This window comes from Polyangium sp. y55x31 (assembly GCF_029946505.1).
Lineage (GTDB): Bacteria > Myxococcota_A > Polyangia > Polyangiales > Polyangiaceae > Polyangium.
In genome coordinates this window covers 108,612-126,793 of the sequence record NZ_JARZHG010000010.1, presented here as the reverse complement: position 1 = coordinate 126,793, position 18,182 = coordinate 108,612, and the positions used below count along the sequence as shown (strand labels likewise).

Sequence of the window (18,182 nt, the reverse complement as noted above, 5' to 3'; positions counted from 1 at the left end):
GACGAGGCATGCAGACGTTGCCGGTGATGCACGACGCGCCGACCGAGCTTGACGATGCTGTGTCGCGTCGGGCGCAGGCGCGCGTCGGGACCGTGCTGCGAGCCAAGTGGCGCATCGATCGTGTCCTCGGGATCGGCGGCATGGCCGCGGTCTACGAGGGCACGCACCGGAACGGCAAGCGCGGCGCCATCAAGATGCTCCACCTCGAGCTGTCGGTGGATCCCGAGGCGCGCGCGCGCTTCCTTCGCGAAGGCTACGTCGCGAACAACGTGGGCCACGCCGGCGCCGTGAGCGTGCTCGACGACGACGTGGCCGAAGACGGCTCGGTCTTCGTCGTGATGGAGCTGCTCGAAGGCAAGACCGTCGAGGCGCTCGCCGAACATCGGCCCACGCATCGCCTCGGGATCACCGAGTCGTTCCGCATCGCCGATCAGCTCCTCGATACGCTCGCCGCCGCGCACGACAAGGGGATCGTGCACCGCGATCTGAAGCCCGAGAACCTGTTCCTCACGAAGGACGGCGCGCTCAAGGTGCTCGACTTCGGGATCGCCCGCATGCGCGAGATGCAGTCGTCCGCGAAGATGACGAAGACGGGCAACGCCATGGGCACGCCCGCGTTCATGCCGCCGGAGCAGGCCCTCGGCGAGTGGAACCGCGTCGACGCGCGCTCGGATCTGTGGGCCGTGGGCGCGTCGCTGTTCACGCTGATGACGGGCCGCCACGTGCACGAGGCGCCGACGCTGAACCAGCTCCTGCTGAAGGCGATGACGCAGCCGCCCCCGCCGATCCGCACGATCATGCCGGGTTTGCCCGCGGACGTGGCCGAGGTCATCGACAGGTCGCTCGCCTTCGACATGAACGCGCGTTACCAGGACGCGCGCAGCATGCAAGCCGCCGTGCGCAAGGCGCTCGCGTGGCTCGACAAGAACGGCGAGCCGCAGAACCTCGCGCCCATCGTCTCGCTGGGCACGACGAACCCCGGCGCGGTCGACAGCCAGATCGCCACGCTGAAGCGTGATCCCACGGCGCCGACACCGGCGTCGGCGACGCCGGCGCGCGGCGCGTTGATCGGGGGCGCGATCGGCACGCTCGTGCTCGGCGGCGTGGTCGCGTTCCTGGTGTTCGGGCGCGGATCCACGGAGGATCCGACGCCTGTGCCTGCGCCGTCCTCGACGGCGACCGCGGGCGGCGCACGCGTGGAGGCAGCGGCGCCGACCGCGCCCCCGTCGGTTTTGCCGGTCGGTCCGGCGCGCGTGGTGATTGAGGACGCGGGCGCCCCGCCGCCCGTCCCTTCGGTGACGGCCAGCGCGACGAAAAAGGGGCCGAGCGTCAAGAGCGGGGCGGACTTCGGCGAATGGGGAAAATGACCACACCCGTGCGGAGCCCGTTTCGGGGCGCATGTCTCGTCGCCGCGCCGCTTGCGCTGGCGCTCGTGATCGGCGGCGCCGCGTACGCGGACGAGAAGGACGACAAGGCGCGCGCGCAGCAGCTCTTCGTCGAGGGGCGCAAGGCGATCGAGGCCGGCGACAAGGCCACGGGCTGCGCGAAGATGCGCGAGAGCATGAGCCTGTTCGCGGTGGCGAACACGCTCTTCAACGTGGCGCAGTGTGATGAAGGCGAGGGCAAGATCGCCGGGGCGCTCGAGCACTGGGAGCGCGGGCTCGCGCTGATCGACGCCAAGGATCCACGCGCGAAGGTGGCGAAGGATCGCATCAACGCGCTCTCGCCGCGCGTGCCGCGGCTGCGTATCGTGGTGCCGCCGGGGCAGCCGGTGTCGGCCGTCGTGCTCGACGGGACGGAGTTCGCGCCGACGGCGCTCTCGGCGCCGCTCTACGTCGAGCCCGGGACGCACGTGATCGTGGTGCGCGCCGAGGGGCGCCCGGACCGCAAGCACGAGCTCACGCTGGCCGAGAAGGAGCGCACGGAGTTCGTGGCGACGCCCGCGGCGCCGGGGCCGGCGGCATCGTCGTCGGCGAACGTGGTGCCCACGGCGACGGCGTCGGCGACGTCGACGGGGGGCGGGACGCCTCCGCCGCTGCCTGCGAGCTTCCGGCGCACGGCGGGGTTCATCGTGGGCGGGGTGGGCGTGGCGGGGCTCGTCGCGGCCGGGGTGACGGGCGGCATCATCATGTCGAAGAGCAGCAGCTTCGACGCGTGTATTCAGCGTCGGAACGCGACGCCGCCCGAGACCTGCGAGATCAAGCAGGAGGACGTCGACACGTACAACAACCTGCTCGTGCCGAACGCGGTCGCGTGGGGCGTGGGGATCGCCGGCGTGGGCGTGGGCCTCGTGCTCGTCTTGACGGCGCCGTCCTCGAAGGAAGGGGAAGCGGGGAAGGCGTCGTTCGTGCCCGTGCCGATCGTGGTCCCGGGTGGGGGAGGAATGGGTTTGTCCGGGAGGTTCTGATGCGGAGTCTTCTTTTTGTCGCGGCCACTTCGGGCATCGTGGCGCTCGGTGGTTGCCTTCTTTCTTATGACCAGGGGGCCTACGACGAGTACGCCGGCCTGGGGGCGGGCGGCGTAGGGGCGGGCGGCGCGGGCGCAAGCGGGGGGCAGCCCAACGGGCCGGGCGGAATGGGCGGCACGGGCGGCACGGGCGGCACGGGCGCCTGCCATCCGGCGTTTTGTGACGGGACGTCGACCTGTCCTGGCAACACGACGTGTCCGCCGCTCGCGTGGTCGGCGCGGTGGGGGGCGGTCGATCAGCAACGGGTGCACGCGATCGCCAGCGACGGGTCGAGGGTCGCGCTGGCCGGGACGTACAACGGGCAAAGCTTCGAGATTGGCGAGGAGGCTCCGAGGACGTTGCCGCTCGCATCTCCCGATTACGACTACGAGGCGTACGTCACGCTGCTCAATGGAGATGGGGTCGCGACGTGGGCGGCGCCGATCGCGCTCGGGGTCGGGTATCAGCCGCGAACCGCGTATGCCGTCGCGTTCGCGGGGACGGACGTCGTGGTCGCCGGTTCGACCGCCGCGAAGGAAGGCGGGATTCAGGAGCAAGACGTTTTCATCCGGAAGTTCACGCCCCTCGACAACAACGCCATCGGCGAGATGGGGCAGCCCTTCAAGTTCGGGGGTGACAATCTGGACGAGGCCGTCGCCGTCGCCGCCGGCTCGATGGGCGACTTCTACGTGGCAGGCAAGATCTCCGCGTCGTCCAGCAAAGCCGTGGTCTGTGGCTCGGAACAGTACCCAAAGAACGGTATGTTCGTGGCAGGCTTCGATCCGGCAGGCGCCTGCGTATGGTTCGTCCAGGTCCCGGGCAACGTCACGCCGACGGCGCTGGTCTACCAGAAGAACGCGGTCCGTGTCGTGGGGCATTTCGAGGGCACGCTGGCGTTCTCCAACACCGAATTCACGGCGAAGCAGGGCACGACGGATTCGTTCGTCCTCGGGTTCGCGCCCCTGTCTGGCGCGGTCTCGGAATCGAAGCAGATTTCGGCGGGGCTCGGGAAGGCCGTGCGCGTCATGACGGCGGCCGTGGGCGTGGACGGGACGATGTACGTCGCCGGGCAGCTCGAAGGAAAAACGTCGGTCGAGCCCGACCTCGTGGAGGACGGCGAGTACGCGGCGTTCGTCATGCCCATTGGGTTGGAGAACTCCTGGAAGCGGGTGTTTACCGGCGGGCCGGCGATCGAGCTCGGGCAAGCCGCCGGCACGAGCCTCGCGCTCTCGGCGGACGGCTCGCTTTATGTCGCTGGCACGTTCCGGAAGGTCATCGACATCGCTCCGGACTTGGCCTCGGGCACGTTCGAACGTCCCGAGGTGAACCCGTTCCTCGCGAGGCTCGACCCCACCAGCGGCACAGTTTGGTGGTTCGATGTCTACAACGGGAAGAGCCAGACGACGTTCACGAAGTCTTTCCACGTGACGACGCTCCAGAGCGATGTCGTGCTGGCCGGGAGCTGGAACACTGATTTCAACTTCTCCGAAGACGAGAGCAAGGTGCTGACGGCCAAGGGCAACGGCATCAGTGACGAAGACATCATCGCCGCGAAGATCACCCCCAAGCCCTGACGCACGCTCGCGCGCAGGGGCCGCGTCGGGGGCCCACGGGGACCGAGCGGGGGCAAGACGGAGGTTCGATGCGAAGGGTTCTCTCGGTCCTGGCGGGTTGTGGCCTCCTGGCGCTCGGCGGCTGCATCTTCCTCTACGATTCCGGCAAGTACGATGGCGCCGTCGGGACCGACGGCACAGGCGGCGCGGGGGGGCTCGTCGGCGCCGGCGGCGCCGGTGGGCAAGGGGGAGGCGCCTGCCGCGTCGAGTGGTGTTTCACGGCCGAGGAGGAGGCCTCGCCTTGCCCGACCGTCAAATGCGCCACCGTGACCGGGCAGCGTTATCCCTTTGCCTCCGATCAGGATGCCCGCGGGATTGCCCTGGGGAAGGATCCTGCGAACGTCCGCATCTACGTCGCGGGTCGATATCAGGGGTCGATGACGATTGGCAGCTCGAACCTCATGAGCGAAGGCGGCCCGATGGGGGACGACGGGTACGTGGCCGTGTTCGGTCCGGGCTTCACCGGCGTGGCCGCGCAATCCATGAACCAGGGGCTCGGCCTTCCGCCGCGTATCGCGCATGGAGTGGCGTTCGGCACGAGCAATCAGGTGATCGTGGGCGGGCGGTTCACCGATGCGACGAACGAGCTCGAGGGCTTCGTGCGGGCCTACTCCGACGATCTAGCGATGATCCAATGGACGCAGGCCGTCAGCGGGCCCGGCAATGACGAGGTCGTGGCCGTGGCCGCGGGCGACTCGTATGCTTATGCCGTCGCGACCGTAACGAGCGTCGAGGGAATCGACACGGACGTCACCATTCCGTGTGCCAGCGTGATGCCGAAGACCGTCTTCGCGGGCGAGAAACACATGGTCCTCCTGGCCTACGACGCCGTGGGCAATTGCAAATGGGCCCGGCGCTTCTCCGGCGGCGTGCACGAGCCCATGGCGATGACCATGGGCAGCCAGAACGAGCTCTTCGTCACGGGGACGTACACGGGCGCCCTGGAGGGGACGGAGACGACACCTGCGCCCGAGACCATCCCGAGCGGAAACCCTGCGATGTTCTTGATGAAGATCGACGGCGTGAGCGGGCTCGTCACGGGGATCGCGACGTACGGCGGCGGGGGCGGCGGCGCCGCGACGCCCCGCGCGATCTCCTCGAATGGGGCGGGTCTCGTGCTCGTGACGGGATCCTCGAGCGGTGTCGTTGATTTCGGCAAGGGCCCGCTCGTCGCCGACAAGGACAGCCTGTTCGTGCTCGCGGCGAGTGGCACGACGACGCAATGGAGCTCGATCATCGGAGGCGCGTCGAATCCGGGCGGCGAATCGAGGGGCCTCGGGATCGTGCCGAGCGGGGCGGGCGGGGCGCTCGTGTCGGGGACGTTTTTCACGACGCTCGATTTCGATCCGCAAAACGAGGGGATCGACGTCACGCGGAAGGACCTGGCCGCGCTCCTCGCGCGGTTCGACGAGAATGGCGCCTTGCAATGGCTCGACGTCCTGGGACACGTCGAAGAGCCGAAGGCGCACGCGCTCCCGCTCGCCTTCGGAGATGCCGGCATTTTCCTGGCCACGGGCTGGAAAGCACAGCTCGTGTTCGAGAGCAATTCCCAGCCGGGCGAGCTCGATATCGTGCTCGCCCAGATCACGCCCTGATCGCGGCCGTCTTCCGCGCTACACATTTGTAGGTCGTTCCAGCTCTCGTGGTAGCCTCCGTCCTGGTTGCGGAGGTGGTTCATGGTCGGCAGGGCGGCTCGTGTGGCGTTGGGGGCGGGGATTTGCGCGTGGCTCCTCGGGGGATGCCTCGGGGAGCTTTCGGTCCAGCAGCCCGGCACGGGCGGGCAAGGCGGGGCGGGCGGGCAGGGCGGCGGCGGGAGCGGCGGGGAGCCCGGCGGAGTGGATTGCCATCCGGCGTTTTGTGACGCGACGCCGGTGTGCTCGCCCAGCGCGTCGTGCGCGTCCCTCGGGTGGTCGGCGCGGTGGGGGGCGGTCGATCAGCAACGGGTGCACGCGCTCGCCAGCGACGGGACGAGGGTCGCGCTGGCCGGGACGTACAACGGGCAGAGCTTCGAGATGGGCGAGGGGTCTCCGAAGACGTTGCCGCTCGCATCGCCCAATTACGACTACGAGGCCTACGTCACGCTGCTCGATGGCAATGGAGTCGCGACGTGGGCGGCGCCGGTCGCGCTCGGGATCGGGTATCAGCCGCGAACCGCGTATGCCGTGGCGTTTGCGGGGAGTGATGTGGTGGTCGCCGGAACGAGCTCATTCACGGAGGGCGGGATCCCGGATTCCGACGTATTCATCCGGAAGTTCACGCCCGGCATGAACGACGCCATCATCGACAAAGCCACGTTTCAATTCGGGGGCGATGGTCTGGACGAGGCCGTCGCCGTCGCCGCCAGCGCGACGGGCGAGTTTTACGTTGCAGGCACGATCACCGCGTCGTCCAGCAAGACCGTGAGCTGCAGCGCGGAAGTGCTCCCAACGAGCGGCATGTTCGTGGCAGGCTTCAGCGCGGCAGGTACCTGCCAATGGTTCGTCCAGGCGGCGGGCAACGTCACGCCGACGGCGCTGGTCCTCCAGAAGAACGAGCTCCGTGTCGTGGGTCATTTCGAGGGCACGCTGACGCTTCCCAACGGCAGCGCCTTCACGGCGAAGGCCGGCACGACGGATTCGTTCATTCTCGGGCTCGCGCACCTATCTGGCGCGGTCTTGGACTCGAAGCAGATTTCGGCGGGGAGCGGGAAGGCCGTGCGGGCAGCGGCCGCGACGTCGACCAGCGACGGGACGCTGTACATCGCCGGGCAGCTCGAAGGAAAAACCTCGGTCGAGCCTGACCTCGTGAGCGACGGCCAGCTCGCGGCGTTCGTCATGCCCATCGGGCTGGAGAACTCCTGGAAGCGGGTGTTTACCGGTGGGCAGGCACAGATGCTCGGAGATGTCGCTGGCACGAGCCTCGCGCTCACGCCCGCCGGTGCGCTTTACTTCGCCGGTACGTTCCGTGAAAGCATCGACATCGATCCGGCCTCGCCGTCGGGCACGTTCGAACGTGCCGGGGCGAACCCGTTCCTTGCGAAGATCGACCCCGCGAGCGGCGAGCTTTCGTGGTTCGACGTCTTCAACGGGAAGGGCCAGACGACGTTCACGAGGGGTTTCTACGTGACGACGCTCCAGACCGGTATCGTGCTGGCCGGGAACTGGATCACCGATTTCAATTTCTCCGAAGACGGGAGCAAGGTGCTGACGATCAAGGGCAACGGTACAAGCGACGAAGACATCATCGCCGCCAAGCTCACGCTCGATCCCTGACGCCGCGCACCACACGTCGTGCTCGGGCGGCTCGATGATGGTGGCATCGATCCGCCCGGTTTTCTTTGTCGATCAGCGCGCCGCGAACGTCATGTTGAAGACGGGCACTTCCTTGTCGCCGCCTTCCAGCTTCACCGTGCGCTTCGTCGCGTAAAGCGCGTCGAGCACCGCGACGATCTCCTTGAACGGCGTGCGGTTGTCCGTGTGCAGGATCGCCTGATCGAGCTTCTTGTCGCTCGGATCGCGGTGATTCGCGTTCGCCTGCCACTCCGCCGCGAGCTTCTTCTCGAGGTCGGGGTATTGCACGAGCTCGCCCACCTGCTGCGAGGCCTTCGGAATGCGCACCTCGCTCACCACGGTCGCGCCCTGCTTCCACACGAGCGCGAAATCACTCTCGCCGACGTGCACGTTCAGCACTTTTTCCGGCGGGACGATGGTGAGCGGATCCGGGCTCGGCGGCCCGGGGACCTGCGCGTCCGCATTGATGCGCGAATTCGTCACCCAGACGGCCGTGATGAGCAGGAACGCGATCGTGCACATCAACAGGTCGATGAACGGGACCATGTTGATCTCGGTGTTCGTCGGTCTCTTCTTGCCGCCCTCGCTGCCAACGTCGACGCCGCCCATGGTGAATCTCCTCCTCCTCCGTCGTACGCGACCCACGGCCGCGCTCGGGGAATGGCGAGAAGACACCGACCTCGGAGCAAGGTTCCGAGTTTTTTCGACATCGACAGGCCGGGAGATGTTTCCGGTCCGGCTACGATTTTCCGCTCGGTCAGGATCGGTGCATGTTGGCCATGATGCGGGCGCCATCCATGTCGAAGCGGAACCGGAGCGGGCGCAGGCCCCGGGCGAGCATGGTCTCGAGCACGCGGCGTCGATCCTGGGGGCGGACGTAGAACATGAAGAAGCCGCCGCCGCCCGCGCCCATCAGCTTGCCGCCGATCGCGCCGGCGTTCCGCGCCGCCTCGTAATGCTCGTCGATGACCGAGTCCGTCATCTTCGAGGCGAGCTTGCGCTTGTGCGACCAGTGCACGTGCAAGAGCTCGCCGTACTGATCGATGTCGCCGCTCGTGAGGATCCGGTAGGTCTCGTGGCCCATCTCCTTGATCCGGTGCATCGACTCGATCACAGGCGGCTCGAGCTCGCGGAGCCTCTGTCCCTGCTCGCTGAGGACGACACGCGCCGGGCGCTCGATGCCCGACCAGATGATGACCAGGTTCGATTCGAGCTCGTCGAGCACCTCGTCCCGGACGGGCACGGGCTCGACGTGGACGGTGCCGTCGGGGTTGAAGCGGAAGGCTGTGACGTTGCCGAAGGCCGAGATGTACTGGTCCTGCTTGCCGATGGGCTCGCCGAGACGCTCGATCTCCAGGGTGCACGCCTCCTCGGCGAGTTTTTCCGAGGAGACGAACTCGCGCTTGTACGTGTGGAGCGCGTTCAAGAGCGCGACCGTGAAGGCGCTCGACGAGCCGAGGCCCGAGTTCGCCGGGAGATCGGCCACGCTCGTGAGCTCGATCGAATGGTCGATGCCGGTCATCCGCAAGGCCTCGCGGAAGATCGGGTGCTCGACGCGATCGACGCTGGAGACGATCTCGGTCTTCGAATACGCGAGGCGGATGTCGCGGTGGAACCGCTTGTTCGCCGTGACGTAGATGTATTTGTCGATGGCCGCGGAGACCAGGTATCCCCCGAAGCGCGTCGAATACGCCGGGAGATCGGTGCCTCCGCCGCCGAGCGAGAAGCGCACGGGCGCGCGGGAAACGATCACGTGGAGACCTCCGCCCGGGCGCCGAGATGCGCTTCGAGCTCCTGATAACCGGATTCCGATCCGATTTCGTAAAACCTCTGCGAAACGACGAGCGCCCGGAGCGCGCCCGCCACGGCGAGCCGCGAGAGCACGGGGGCGAGGTCGCTCGGGCCTTCCGGGAGCGTCGCGACGACCTCGCGGCGGAGCGCGATCGCGCCGTAGTCGATGTGATCCAGGGCGGGATCACGCGCTTCGGTGGCTTTTCGTTTCTGGTAACGAACGACGCGGCCGCCCGCGATCTCGCAGTTCGAATCGTCCCAGCGATCCTCGTTGCGGTAGACGCTCATCGTGCCGCGCGCCTCGGGGTGCGCTTCGAGATCGGCGAGCGGCGCGGCGTAGTCGAAAGGCAGGTACGAGTCGCCGTACGTCACGAGGAACGCCTCGCCGAGGTGCGGGAGCGCGCGCCGGAGCGCACCCGCCGTGCCGAGCCGGGTCTCGCCTTCGTCGGCGTAGGCGACGTGGAGCCCGAAGGACGCGCCGTCCCCGATGGCCGCGCGGATCACGTCGCCGAGGTGTCCGATGCAGAGCACGACCTCCTCGTAGCCTGCCTCGGCGAGCCGCGCGAGCAGGTGATGCCCGAACGGACGGCCCGCGATCGGGAGGAGGAACTTCGGCACCTCGAGCGTGCGCGGGTACATGCGCGTCGCGAGGCCTCCGCAGAGGATCACGGCTTGCCGGCGCATGGGCGCGAGGGGGGCGTTCGGAGGGACGTTCGGCACGGCGCGGGCCGAGCTTAGTCGGGTTTGGCCGCCGAGGAAAAAACACGCGGCACGCCCGGAGCGGCGAACGGCCGTCCGGGCCACGTTCCAGGAGATTTTTCGCTTCGGAGGATGCTTTCGCGGTGCGGCAAACCGGGAGGGTCGGGCATCGAACGAGAGCGCAGAGGCAGCGAGAGAACTCCGGGGGGCGGGAGCGCGGTTCGGCTTTCCGAACAAAGCCCCCGAGGGTCGAGAGGGGGGACGTGTGCGATGAACGAGCCGTCGTTCGCGCGTGTGTCGGTGGGAGACGTGCTCTTTGGAAAGTACCGGGTCGAGCGCGTCCTCGGTGTCGGCGGCATGGGGATCGTGGTCGCGGCGAGGCATACCCAGCTCGACGCGCTCTACGCCGTGAAGCTGATGCACCCGGCCGAGATCGGGAACCGGCAAGCGCTCGCGCGCTTCTTCCGGGAAGCACGGGCAGCCGCGAAGTTACGTAGCGAGCACGTGGCGCGTGTCTTCGACGCAGGAAGGACGCCGAGGGGCATCCCGTACATCTTGCTCGAGTACCTCGAAGGCTGCGATCTGCAGCAGCTCGGCAAGAAACGCGAGTGTCTGCCCGTGGCCGAGGCCGTGCTCTACGTGATGCACGCATGCACCGCACTCGTCGAGGCCCACGCGGCCGGCATCATCCACCGCGATCTGAAGCCGGCGAACCTCTTCCTCACCCAGAGACCCGACGGCTCGCCCTGCGTCAAGGTGCTCGATTTCGGCATCTCGAAGCGCTGCGACGCCCGCGCGCCCTCGGGGATGACCCGGACGACCGACATCCTCGGCTCGCCGCTCTACATGTCGCCCGAGCAGATGCGCTCGACGCGGGACGTCGACGCGCGGACGGACCTCTGGGCCCTCGGCGCGATCCTGTACAGGTTGCTCGCGGGAGAAGCGCCCTTCGCGGCGCGGAGCCTCTCGGACGTATACGAGGGGATCCTGGAGCGCGAGCCGCGGCCGCTCTCGGTGCGTCGGCCCGACGTGCCCCCGGCCCTCGACGCGGTGGTGCGTCGCTGTCTGCGGAAAAACCCCGATGATCGTTTTCCCTCGGCGCTCGAGCTCGCCGCCGCGCTCGCGCCGTTCGTGCCCGAGGAGGAGGCGCCGCGCAGCCTGCGCAAGCAGAGCCGGGCGTCGCTGCCTTCGTCGCCGGCCGTGACCGTCCTGCCCTCGATTCCCCCGACGGATCCCATGCCGGACGACGTGCCGACGTCGCGCGATGTTCGGGCCGCGATGAAGAGCGTGCCGACGCTCCGCTCCATGCAGGAGCCGCCGCCGCCGATCTCGACGTCCGAGCCGACCGGGGCTGCGTGGGGCGGGACGTGGTCGGTCTCCGCGCGGGCGCGGGAGCACGGGTCGCGCGTGCTGGTCGCGGCGTTGCTCGTTGCGGCCGTGGTGGGCGGCGGGGCGGGGATCTGGGCGTCGCGGGAGGACCGGATCCTCGTCGCGCGGTCTCATGTCGCGAGCGCCGCGGCGGAGGGAGCAAAGCCGACCCCGACGAACCTCGCGCCCGTCGCCGAGGTGCTCGCCGCGCCCGCGGTCCCGACCGAGAGCCCGAAGGCGCCCGCGCCGGAGGCGATCGTCGGCCTCGACGGATGCGCGGACGCAGCGGAAGCGCCCCGGAGCGACGACACGCGGGCCCGCAAGAAAGAGCCGCTCCGGCGAGCGGCCGATCCTTTTGGTCGTTCACGAAAATGAAACCTTCTCTTCGGAAGAGCTCGATCCTCCTGGTCTCCGTCGTCTCCATCGTGTCGTCGAGCGCGCGGCCCGCGGCGTCCGAGGGGGCGCGCGAGCCGCTCGCCGAGGAGCGAGCGGAGACCTTGTTCCGCCGCGCGCTCGAGCTCATGGACGAGGGCAGATACGCGCGGGCCTGTCCGATGCTGGAGGAGAGCCGGCGGCTCGATCCGGCGATGGGGACGATGTTCCGCCTGGCCGAATGTTACGAGCGCACCGAGCGGCTCGGCGAGGCGTTCATGCTCTACCAGGACGTGGCCGCCCAGGCGCGGCAGCGTCACGCCGAGGAGCGCGCCGAGGTCGCGCGGGCGCGCCTCGCCGCGCTGGGCCCACGGGTCGCGGTGGTGAACCTGATCGTGCCGGAAGAGGTTTTTCGTGATCCGGATCTCGTCATCACCTGGGATGAACGCGTGATCGATCGGGCCCTGTGGAACGCGGGGATCGTCGTGACCACGGGCCCCCACGTGCTCGAAGCGACCGCGTCGGGAAAGCGGCCCTTCCGGCGCGAGATCGTGGTGGGCGAGGCGGGGACCCTGGTCGACGTGGAGGTGCCTCTGCTCGTGGACGAGGTCACGCGGCAGCTCATCGTGCTGCACCCCGAGCCCTTGCCGCGGCCGATGACCTTCGAGGATCGACGCTTTCTTTCGCTCGGGGCGCTCGTGGTGGGCCTCGGCGGCTTGACCATGGCCTCGATCGCGGGGCTCTCGACGTGGCTCGAGACGAGCGGGACGGCGGGCGAGCCGGAGGCGGTCGGGGCGCCCGTGACGAACGCGGCGGCGATCGTGGGGATGAGCCTCGCGGGAGCGGGGCTGTTCGCGGCGGGGACGCTCTGGCGCACGACGCCGGCGCCGGCCGGGGACGTGCGGTTCGCAATCGCGCCCGGGCCGGGCGGCGGGGCAGGGGTGGTCCAGTTATCGTTCTAGAACATCGATCGGTTTGACAACCGCTCGATGTTCCAGCCCTGTTTCGTCCCGAGGGGGACGCCTCGCGTCCCCCTCTCGTCCGGGCAAAGCCCGGCCGATTCACCCCCCGAGGCGAGCTCGCTTCGCGATCTCGCAGAGCGCCGAACGATTCGGCGCTCTAGGGCGCGGGGAACCTCGCGAGATAGATGTCGCAATCCCCCGCGGTTTCGAGCGGCCCCTGGCCGAAATCGATCGTCCCGTAAAACGATCCCGTGATGGCCGCGGCGCCGGTCCGGTCCACGGCGACGCCGCCCGCGATCTGGTAGCTCGCGTCGCCGATCGCGCGGCTCTGGACGTGTTTGCCCGCGGCGTCGTAGCGCGCGAGGTAGACGTCGGTCTGTCCGGCGGCTTCGAGCGCCGAGCCGCCGAGGTTCACGGCCTCGGTGAACGTCCCCGTCATGACGAGCCCGCCCTTGGGATCGGCCGCGATCCGGGGGGCCGAGTCGTCCCACTCCGCCGAGGTGAGCCGGAACGTGCGCGTCCAGAGCTCGGCGCCGCTCGGATCGAGTTTGCCGAGGAAGAGATCGCGGCCCTGGCTGGCGAGCTCGCCGCTGCCGAAATCGAGCCGGCCCTCGAAGAGCCCGCCGAAGAGGATGTTGCCCTGCGCGTCGGCGGCCACGGCCTGGATGACCTGGTCCGCGACGTCGCCGAAGGTCTTCGTGAAGACGTGGCTACCGTCCGCGTCGAGCTTCACGAGCACGGCGTCGACGCCGCCCGTGATCGTGGTCGGCCCGCCGCCGAAATCGACCGGCGCGAGCATGCCGCCGCCGAGGAGGACGTTGCCGCTCCCGTCCACGGCCACATCCATGCCGGATTCGAGGCCCGCGCTGCCGAACGATCGGGCCCAGACGACCGCGCCTTTCCCGTCGAGCTTCGCGACGAACACGTCCGTCGCGCCCACGCTCGTGAGCGTCGTGTCGCCGAGGACGAGCATGCCGCTGTAGCTGCCCGTGACGACCAGCGTGTCGCCTCCGCCGGCGGCCATCGCGGACACGGTCGCGCCGAGCATGGTGCTGTAGACGTGCTTCCCGTCCGCGTCGAGCTTGCCGATCGCCGCGCCCGCGGCGCCGGGGGGCGTGAGCGGGCCGCCGCCGAGATCGATCTCGGATTGCGTGTTCACCGCGATCACCCACGCGTCCTCGCCGACGGCGACGAGCCGCGGAACGCCTTCCTGCGCGGCCGATCCGAAGCGCACGCTCGCGCCGGGTTTGCCCTCGGCGTCCCACGTGGCGAACGCGATGTCGGTGCTGCCGGCGGAGACGAGCGGACCGCCGCCGAAATCGACCGTGCCCTCGAACGTCCCGACGAGCGCGACGTCGCCGCTTCCGCTCGTGGCGACCTCGATGCCGCGGTCGCAGCTCATGCCGCCCGCGCGGATGCTGAAGGCGTTCCCAACGGGCGGCGGGGCCTCTTCGGGGGTGCAGCCGACGGCGAGGGCCGCGCAGGCGAGAAGCAAGGTCGGTACTTTCATCACGCGTATCCTTTCGGAAAAAGGGGGGCGTCGTTCGGCCCCGCGACCGGAAGGATACGCGTTTCTCGGGCGCTCCCGCCGTTCAGGGCGCCGGGAAGCCCTTGGCGAGGTCCGCCGGCGTGACCGGCGTTCCCCAGAGATCGCTCACGATCGTGCTCGCGAGCTCCGGCCCGGCTTTCACCTGCATCGTCCCCATGTCGTAGGCGGTGACGCGTGGATCGAGCAGGTCCGCGAGCGCGGGCGTGGCGTACGTGATGTCCTTGCCGTCGACCTGCGCGTCGTGGACCGTCTGGAAGAAGACGCGCAGCGCGGCGTCCTCGTAGTAGGCGAGCACCACGTCGGATTCGTTCGCGAGGGCGCGGTGCAGGTGCAAAAAACCGAGCGTCCGTGACGACGGGAAGCCGGGCTCCTGCTCCAGCGCGCCGTGGGCCAGGTGAATCGTCGCGTAATCCACGGGCGTCCTGCGACGCCAGAAGAGCCCGCGCGCCTTGTCGCTGCATGTGGCCAAAAACGACTCCGTTTGTTCGACCGGCACGAGCGTGTCCCAGTCGTCCTGCGGAATCATCACGTCCCCGTCGAGACCCGCGCAGAGCGCGTCGCGCCGCCATGGTTCGAATGCCGCCTCGTTTTCTGCTGGCGGGCCGCCCGTGGCCACCTCGATGCGCCGCCGATATCCCTCGAAGAAGCCGAGCTCGTTCTTGTACGGATACACCGCGGGGAGCGTGGTTTTCCAGTAATCGTAGAAGTCGACGAAATCGGTCGGGGGATTGGCCGCGGTCACGGCGCGGATCGACTGCCCTGCGGGGCGCCTGCCGATGCCTGCGAGCGCCATGAACCCGCCCCAGGAGTTCCCGTGCACGCCGATGCGCTCGGCGTCGAAGTCGGCTGCGTGCGCCGCGATGTAATGGAACGGCGCGGCGGCGTCGGCGGCGTCGTCCGTGAGGTCACCGCCCGCATAAAATCGGCCGAACGCGACGATCACGGAGTGGCCATTCAACAGGTGAAAGGCCTCGCCCTGGATCTGCGTCTCCGCGGGCACGAAGCCATACGCGCAATTCTCCGTCGACGGTGGATCGAGCGGCGCGTCCGTGTCCGGATAGAAGCTGAAGGGCCCGGCGTTTTCGGTCGCGTGGCGGGTGTCGACCTCCTCGCCCGTCCAATCGATCCCCGTGTACGGCGCCATGTCGACGATGACCGGGGCCGGCGTCTTCGCCGCGGGGATCACCATCAGATACGACGTCCCGCCGTCGGATCGATGCGCGGCGACGAGCGTGGCCTCGTAGGTCGTCGTGTCGATCTTCGCGCTGCGGGTGCCGATCGTCTCGAATTCGTAGGTGATCGCGCCCGAGCCGCCGCCGCCCGCACCGCCTGCGCCGCCTGCGCCGCCCGATCCCGCAGAGCCGCCGGCGCCCGAAGCCTCATTCCCCCCGCACGCCGCGAGGAGCCCGAGAAACCCGATCAAGGAAAGGAATCGCATGGCGCGAGCATACCCCGGGCCGGGAGCCCGAGGTGCGCCCGGTTGCAACGCCTGTTGACTTCCACGCCGTAACTCTGGTACTCAGGATCTGAACGAACGATCGTTCAGTAACCCGGACCGCGTTCGAGGCGAACGATGCCGCACATCTACGTCGATGGGTGTGAGATCTATTACGAAGTAAAGGGACGAGGGGAGGTCGTGCTTCTCTTGCACGGCCTCGGTTCGAGCCTGCTCGACTGGGAGATGCAGGTCCCAACGCTCGCGGAGCGATACACGGTCGTGACCGTCGACCTGCGTGGCCACGGTCGCTCGGGCAAGCCGCCGGGCCCGTATCGAATCGCCACGTTCGCCTCCGACGTCGCGCACCTCCTGCGTGAGCTCGCGCTCGGCCCGGCGCACGTCGTCGGCTTCTCGATGGGCGGCATGATCGGCTTTCAGCTCGCCGTCGACGCGCCCTCGCTCGTCCGATCGCTCGTCGTGGTGAACAGCGCCCCGGCCTTCGTGCCGCGCACCCTGCGCGAGCACCTCGCGGTCCTGCAGCGCCTCGTCGCATTACGCGTGCTCGGCGTGCGAGGGTTTGCCCGGAAGATCGCCGCGATGAATTTCCCGCGCGCCGATCAGGAGGCACTGCGCCAGAAGCTCGCCGCGCGCCTCGGGCAAAACGACGAGGCCGCGTATCGCGCCGCCACCAAGGCGATCCTCGGCTGGAGCGTGGCCGAGCGGATCGGCACGATCCGGTGCCCGGTCCTCGTCGTCACGGGGGATCAGGACTACACCCCGGTCGCGGCGAAGCAGGCCTACGCCGCCCGGATTCCGCGCGCCCGCGTCGCCGTCGTCGCGGACTCGCGGCATTGCACGCCGATCGATCAACCGGAAGCGTTCAACCGGCTCTTGCTCGATTTCTTGAACGAGCAGGCGACGGCGCCGGCCGAACGCGGGGAGGTTTGTCATGGTACGTGAAGTTTTCCGTGTCCTGGTGCCGGTCGTCGTCCTCGCGAGCGGATGCAACATCAACATCGAGCCGCCCGGCGAAGGTCCCGAGGCCACGAGCTCCACGAGCGGCGTCGGCGGAAGCGGAGGCGGAGGCGTCGGGGGAGGCGGCGGTTCCGCGGGTGAAGGCGGCTCCGGCGGAGGCGTCGGGGGAAGCGGCGCCGGCGGCTCCGGGACCGGGGGCGCGGGCGGCGGCAGCGCCGAATCGCGCTGTACGGTCTCGCCGCAAGAGGTCGCGTGTCCTTACGAGACGCAGAGCATCCCGGCGCAGTCGGGGATCCTGCGGGACGTCGCCTGGCAGGTGCCGCTCGGGACGCCGCCCGCGAAGGGTTTTCCCGTGGTGCTCCTGTTCCAGGGGTCGTTTTACGGTCCTTCGATGATGTTCAAGGGCGCCGTGGATGGACCGCACGGGGTCTATCACCTGGCGCTCACGATCAAGGGGCTGCTCGACGCAGGGTACGCCGTGCTCGCTCCGGAGGCGCACGCGGAGGGCACGACGTTCTGGGACACGAACGTCCCCCCGTATTCGATCGCCTGGTCGACCGCGCCGGATCACGACTTCATGCTCTCGATCTTCGATTCGATCGCCGCGGGCTCGTTCGGCCCGCTCGACGCGTCGCGCCTGTACGCGACGGGGATCTCGAGCGGCGGCTACATGACGAGCCGGATGGCCGTCAGCTATCAGGGTAAGTTCCGCGCGCTCGCGATTCACTCCGGGTCCTACGCGACGTGCAGCGGCCCCGTTTGCATCCTGCCCGACGCGCTGCCGGCGGATCACCCGCCGACGCTTTTCCTCCACGGAGAGGCCGATCTCGTCGTCCCGATCAGCACGATGGAGAAGTACAACGCGCGCCTCGTCACCGAGGGCAAGGAGACACGCGTCGTCACCGCGCCGGGCGTGGGGCACGATTGGCTCGCGGCCGGCCCCGAAGAGGTCGTCGCCTGGTTCGACGCGCATCCCTGATGCCGATCCCGTTGACAGAAACGAACGTTCGTTCCGACAATCGGGCCATGAGCTCCCTCAGGGCCTCTCGTTTGCGGGCTGCAAAGGCGATCCTCCCGCCGTCCTCCGTGCCTGATGGGACGCGGCGGCGCATCCTGGAGGTCGCCTTGCAGTTCTTCGCGAACGAGGGCTTTCACGGCACCTCGGTCCGCGACCTGGCGAAGGCGCTGGATCTGCAGCCGAGCGCGCTCTATGCGCATTTTCCTTCGAAGGATCACGTCCTCGCGGAGCTCGTCCGCGTGGGCCACGAGGTGCACGCGTCCGCCTTGCGGGCGGCGCTCATCGGTGTGTGCGACGATCCGATCGAGCAGATCTGCGCGCTCGTCCGGGCTCACGCCCTCGTGCACGCGACCTATCCGCACCTGGCGGTCGTGGTCAACGAAGAGATTTACGCCCTGACGGCCGAGCTCGCGGCACCGGCGCTCGCGATTCGCGCGCAATCGATGGCGCTCCTCCACGGGGTCCTCGAGCGCGGGGTGGCCATGGGACGATTTTCCCTGCCGGACAAAGCGGCGACGGCCGCGGCGCTCTCGGCGATCGGCGTGCGGATTCCGTACTGGTACGAGCCGTCGGGGGCGCTCTCGCTCGACGCGCTCGCGGACGTGCACGTCGAGCTCTCGCTCCGGATGCTGCGCGCCTACAGGAGCCCGGACGGGAAGAAGGTCTGACCGACCCTCACGTC

15 protein-coding genes are annotated in these 18,182 nt (G+C 68.8%); 10 read left to right on the top strand and 5 right to left on the bottom strand.

Annotated elements, in window-relative coordinates:
• Nucleotides 1–8: 8 nt before the first annotated feature.
• From QHF84_RS19730 to QHF84_RS19710, 5 genes are all read left to right on the top strand, one after another.
• A complete protein-coding gene (locus tag QHF84_RS19730) occupies nt 9–1,367 on the top strand; it encodes a serine/threonine-protein kinase (protein ID WP_281314880.1) in 1,359 nt (452 codons plus the stop codon).
• Nucleotides 1,364–2,407 (top strand): hypothetical protein, encoded by a 1,044-nt coding sequence (locus tag QHF84_RS19725; protein ID WP_281314879.1) that lies wholly within the window; start codon nt 1,364–1,366, stop codon nt 2,405–2,407. Before QHF84_RS19730 ends, QHF84_RS19725 begins: the two co-directional genes overlap by 4 nt.
• Nucleotides 2,407–4,020 carry a hypothetical protein gene (locus tag QHF84_RS19720; protein ID WP_281314878.1) on the top strand — a complete coding sequence of 538 codons (1,614 nt, stop codon included), beginning with the start codon at nt 2,407–2,409 and terminating at the stop codon, nt 4,018–4,020. The genes QHF84_RS19725 and QHF84_RS19720 overlap by 1 nt, the downstream gene beginning before the upstream one ends.
• Nucleotides 4,021–4,088: 68 nt before the next feature.
• Nucleotides 4,089–5,654 carry a hypothetical protein gene (locus QHF84_RS19715; protein ID WP_281314877.1) on the top strand — a complete coding sequence of 522 codons (1,566 nt, stop codon included), beginning with the start codon at nt 4,089–4,091 and terminating at the stop codon, nt 5,652–5,654.
• An 81-nt stretch (nt 5,655–5,735) separates the two neighbouring features.
• Complete coding sequence (locus tag QHF84_RS19710) at nt 5,736–7,310, top strand: hypothetical protein (protein WP_281314876.1); 1,575 nt, start codon at nt 5,736–5,738, stop codon at nt 7,308–7,310.
• A 72-nt stretch (nt 7,311–7,382) separates the two neighbouring features.
• Here QHF84_RS19710 and QHF84_RS19705 read toward each other — a convergent pair whose 3' ends face one another.
• The 3 genes from QHF84_RS19705 to QHF84_RS19695 all read right to left on the bottom strand — a co-directional run bounded on the left by QHF84_RS19705 (nt 7,383) and on the right by QHF84_RS19695 (nt 9,803).
• Entirely contained in the window at nt 7,383–7,937 is a 555-nt protein-coding gene (locus QHF84_RS19705; RefSeq protein ID WP_281314875.1) for a biopolymer transporter ExbD, read from the bottom strand.
• A 148-nt stretch (nt 7,938–8,085) separates the two neighbouring features.
• Nucleotides 8,086–9,081 (bottom strand): sugar kinase, encoded by a 996-nt coding sequence (locus tag QHF84_RS19700; RefSeq protein WP_281314874.1) that lies wholly within the window; start codon nt 9,079–9,081, stop codon nt 8,086–8,088.
• Nucleotides 9,078–9,803 (bottom strand): sugar phosphate nucleotidyltransferase, encoded by a 726-nt coding sequence (locus QHF84_RS19695; RefSeq protein WP_281314873.1) that lies wholly within the window; start codon nt 9,801–9,803, stop codon nt 9,078–9,080. The genes QHF84_RS19700 and QHF84_RS19695 overlap by 4 nt, the downstream gene beginning before the upstream one ends.
• Nucleotides 9,804–10,088: 285 nt before the next feature.
• Here QHF84_RS19695 and QHF84_RS19690 point away from each other — a divergent pair, with 285 nt between their 5' ends.
• Nucleotides 10,089–11,561, top strand: coding sequence for a serine/threonine protein kinase (locus QHF84_RS19690; RefSeq protein WP_281314872.1), 1,473 nt, complete (start codon nt 10,089–10,091; stop codon nt 11,559–11,561).
• Nucleotides 11,558–12,520: a hypothetical protein gene (locus tag QHF84_RS19685; RefSeq protein ID WP_281314871.1), complete on the top strand. Its 963-nt coding sequence runs from the start codon at nt 11,558–11,560 to the stop codon at nt 12,518–12,520. The genes QHF84_RS19690 and QHF84_RS19685 overlap by 4 nt, the downstream gene beginning before the upstream one ends.
• 157 nt (nt 12,521–12,677) lie before the next feature.
• Here the strand turns inward: QHF84_RS19685 and QHF84_RS19680 are convergent, their stop codons facing one another.
• Nucleotides 12,678–14,030, bottom strand: coding sequence for a hypothetical protein (locus QHF84_RS19680; RefSeq protein WP_281314870.1), 1,353 nt, complete (start codon nt 14,028–14,030; stop codon nt 12,678–12,680).
• 82 nt (nt 14,031–14,112) lie between these two features.
• A complete protein-coding gene (locus QHF84_RS19675) occupies nt 14,113–15,507 on the bottom strand; it encodes a CocE/NonD family hydrolase (RefSeq protein ID WP_281314869.1) in 1,395 nt (464 codons plus the stop codon).
• Nucleotides 15,508–15,642: 135 nt separating this feature from the next.
• On the opposite strand from QHF84_RS19675, the gene QHF84_RS19670 reads away from it, so the two are divergent.
• The 3 genes from QHF84_RS19670 to QHF84_RS19660 are packed head-to-tail and all read left to right on the top strand — an operon-like array spanning nt 15,643 to nt 18,168.
• Nucleotides 15,643–16,467, top strand: a complete 825-nt coding sequence (locus QHF84_RS19670) for an alpha/beta hydrolase (protein ID WP_281314868.1) — start codon at nt 15,643–15,645, stop codon at nt 16,465–16,467.
• On the top strand, nt 16,457–17,461 hold the full coding sequence (locus QHF84_RS19665; RefSeq protein WP_281314867.1) for a prolyl oligopeptidase family serine peptidase: 1,005 nt from the start codon (nt 16,457–16,459) through the stop codon (nt 17,459–17,461). Before QHF84_RS19670 ends, QHF84_RS19665 begins: the two co-directional genes overlap by 11 nt.
• Nucleotides 17,462–17,508: 47 nt before the next feature.
• Nucleotides 17,509–18,168, top strand: a complete 660-nt coding sequence (locus tag QHF84_RS19660; protein WP_281314866.1) for a TetR/AcrR family transcriptional regulator — start codon at nt 17,509–17,511, stop codon at nt 18,166–18,168.
• Nucleotides 18,169–18,182: the final 14 nt, after the last annotated feature.

Coding starts and splice junctions, on each gene's coding strand:
- QHF84_RS19680 (WP_281314870.1), bottom strand. CDS start 14,030: ATGAAAGTACCGACCTTGCTTCTCGCCTGCGCGGCCCTCGCCGTCGGC.
- QHF84_RS19670 (WP_281314868.1), top strand. CDS start 15,643: ATGCCGCACATCTACGTCGATGGGTGTGAGATCTATTACGAAGTAAAG.
- QHF84_RS19730 (WP_281314880.1), top strand. CDS start 9: ATGCAGACGTTGCCGGTGATGCACGACGCGCCGACCGAGCTTGACGAT.
- QHF84_RS19695 (WP_281314873.1), bottom strand. CDS start 9,803: ATGCGCCGGCAAGCCGTGATCCTCTGCGGAGGCCTCGCGACGCGCATG.
- QHF84_RS19725 (WP_281314879.1), top strand. CDS start 1,364: ATGACCACACCCGTGCGGAGCCCGTTTCGGGGCGCATGTCTCGTCGCC.
- QHF84_RS19720 (WP_281314878.1), top strand. CDS start 2,407: ATGCGGAGTCTTCTTTTTGTCGCGGCCACTTCGGGCATCGTGGCGCTC.
- QHF84_RS19685 (WP_281314871.1), top strand. CDS start 11,558: ATGAAACCTTCTCTTCGGAAGAGCTCGATCCTCCTGGTCTCCGTCGTC.
- QHF84_RS19710 (WP_281314876.1), top strand. CDS start 5,736: ATGGTCGGCAGGGCGGCTCGTGTGGCGTTGGGGGCGGGGATTTGCGCG.
- QHF84_RS19705 (WP_281314875.1), bottom strand. CDS start 7,937: ATGGGCGGCGTCGACGTTGGCAGCGAGGGCGGCAAGAAGAGACCGACG.
- QHF84_RS19715 (WP_281314877.1), top strand. CDS start 4,089: ATGCGAAGGGTTCTCTCGGTCCTGGCGGGTTGTGGCCTCCTGGCGCTC.
- QHF84_RS19690 (WP_281314872.1), top strand. CDS start 10,089: ATGAACGAGCCGTCGTTCGCGCGTGTGTCGGTGGGAGACGTGCTCTTT.
- QHF84_RS19660 (WP_281314866.1), top strand. CDS start 17,509: ATGAGCTCCCTCAGGGCCTCTCGTTTGCGGGCTGCAAAGGCGATCCTC.
- QHF84_RS19665 (WP_281314867.1), top strand. CDS start 16,457: ATGGTACGTGAAGTTTTCCGTGTCCTGGTGCCGGTCGTCGTCCTCGCG.
- QHF84_RS19675 (WP_281314869.1), bottom strand. CDS start 15,507: ATGCGATTCCTTTCCTTGATCGGGTTTCTCGGGCTCCTCGCGGCGTGC.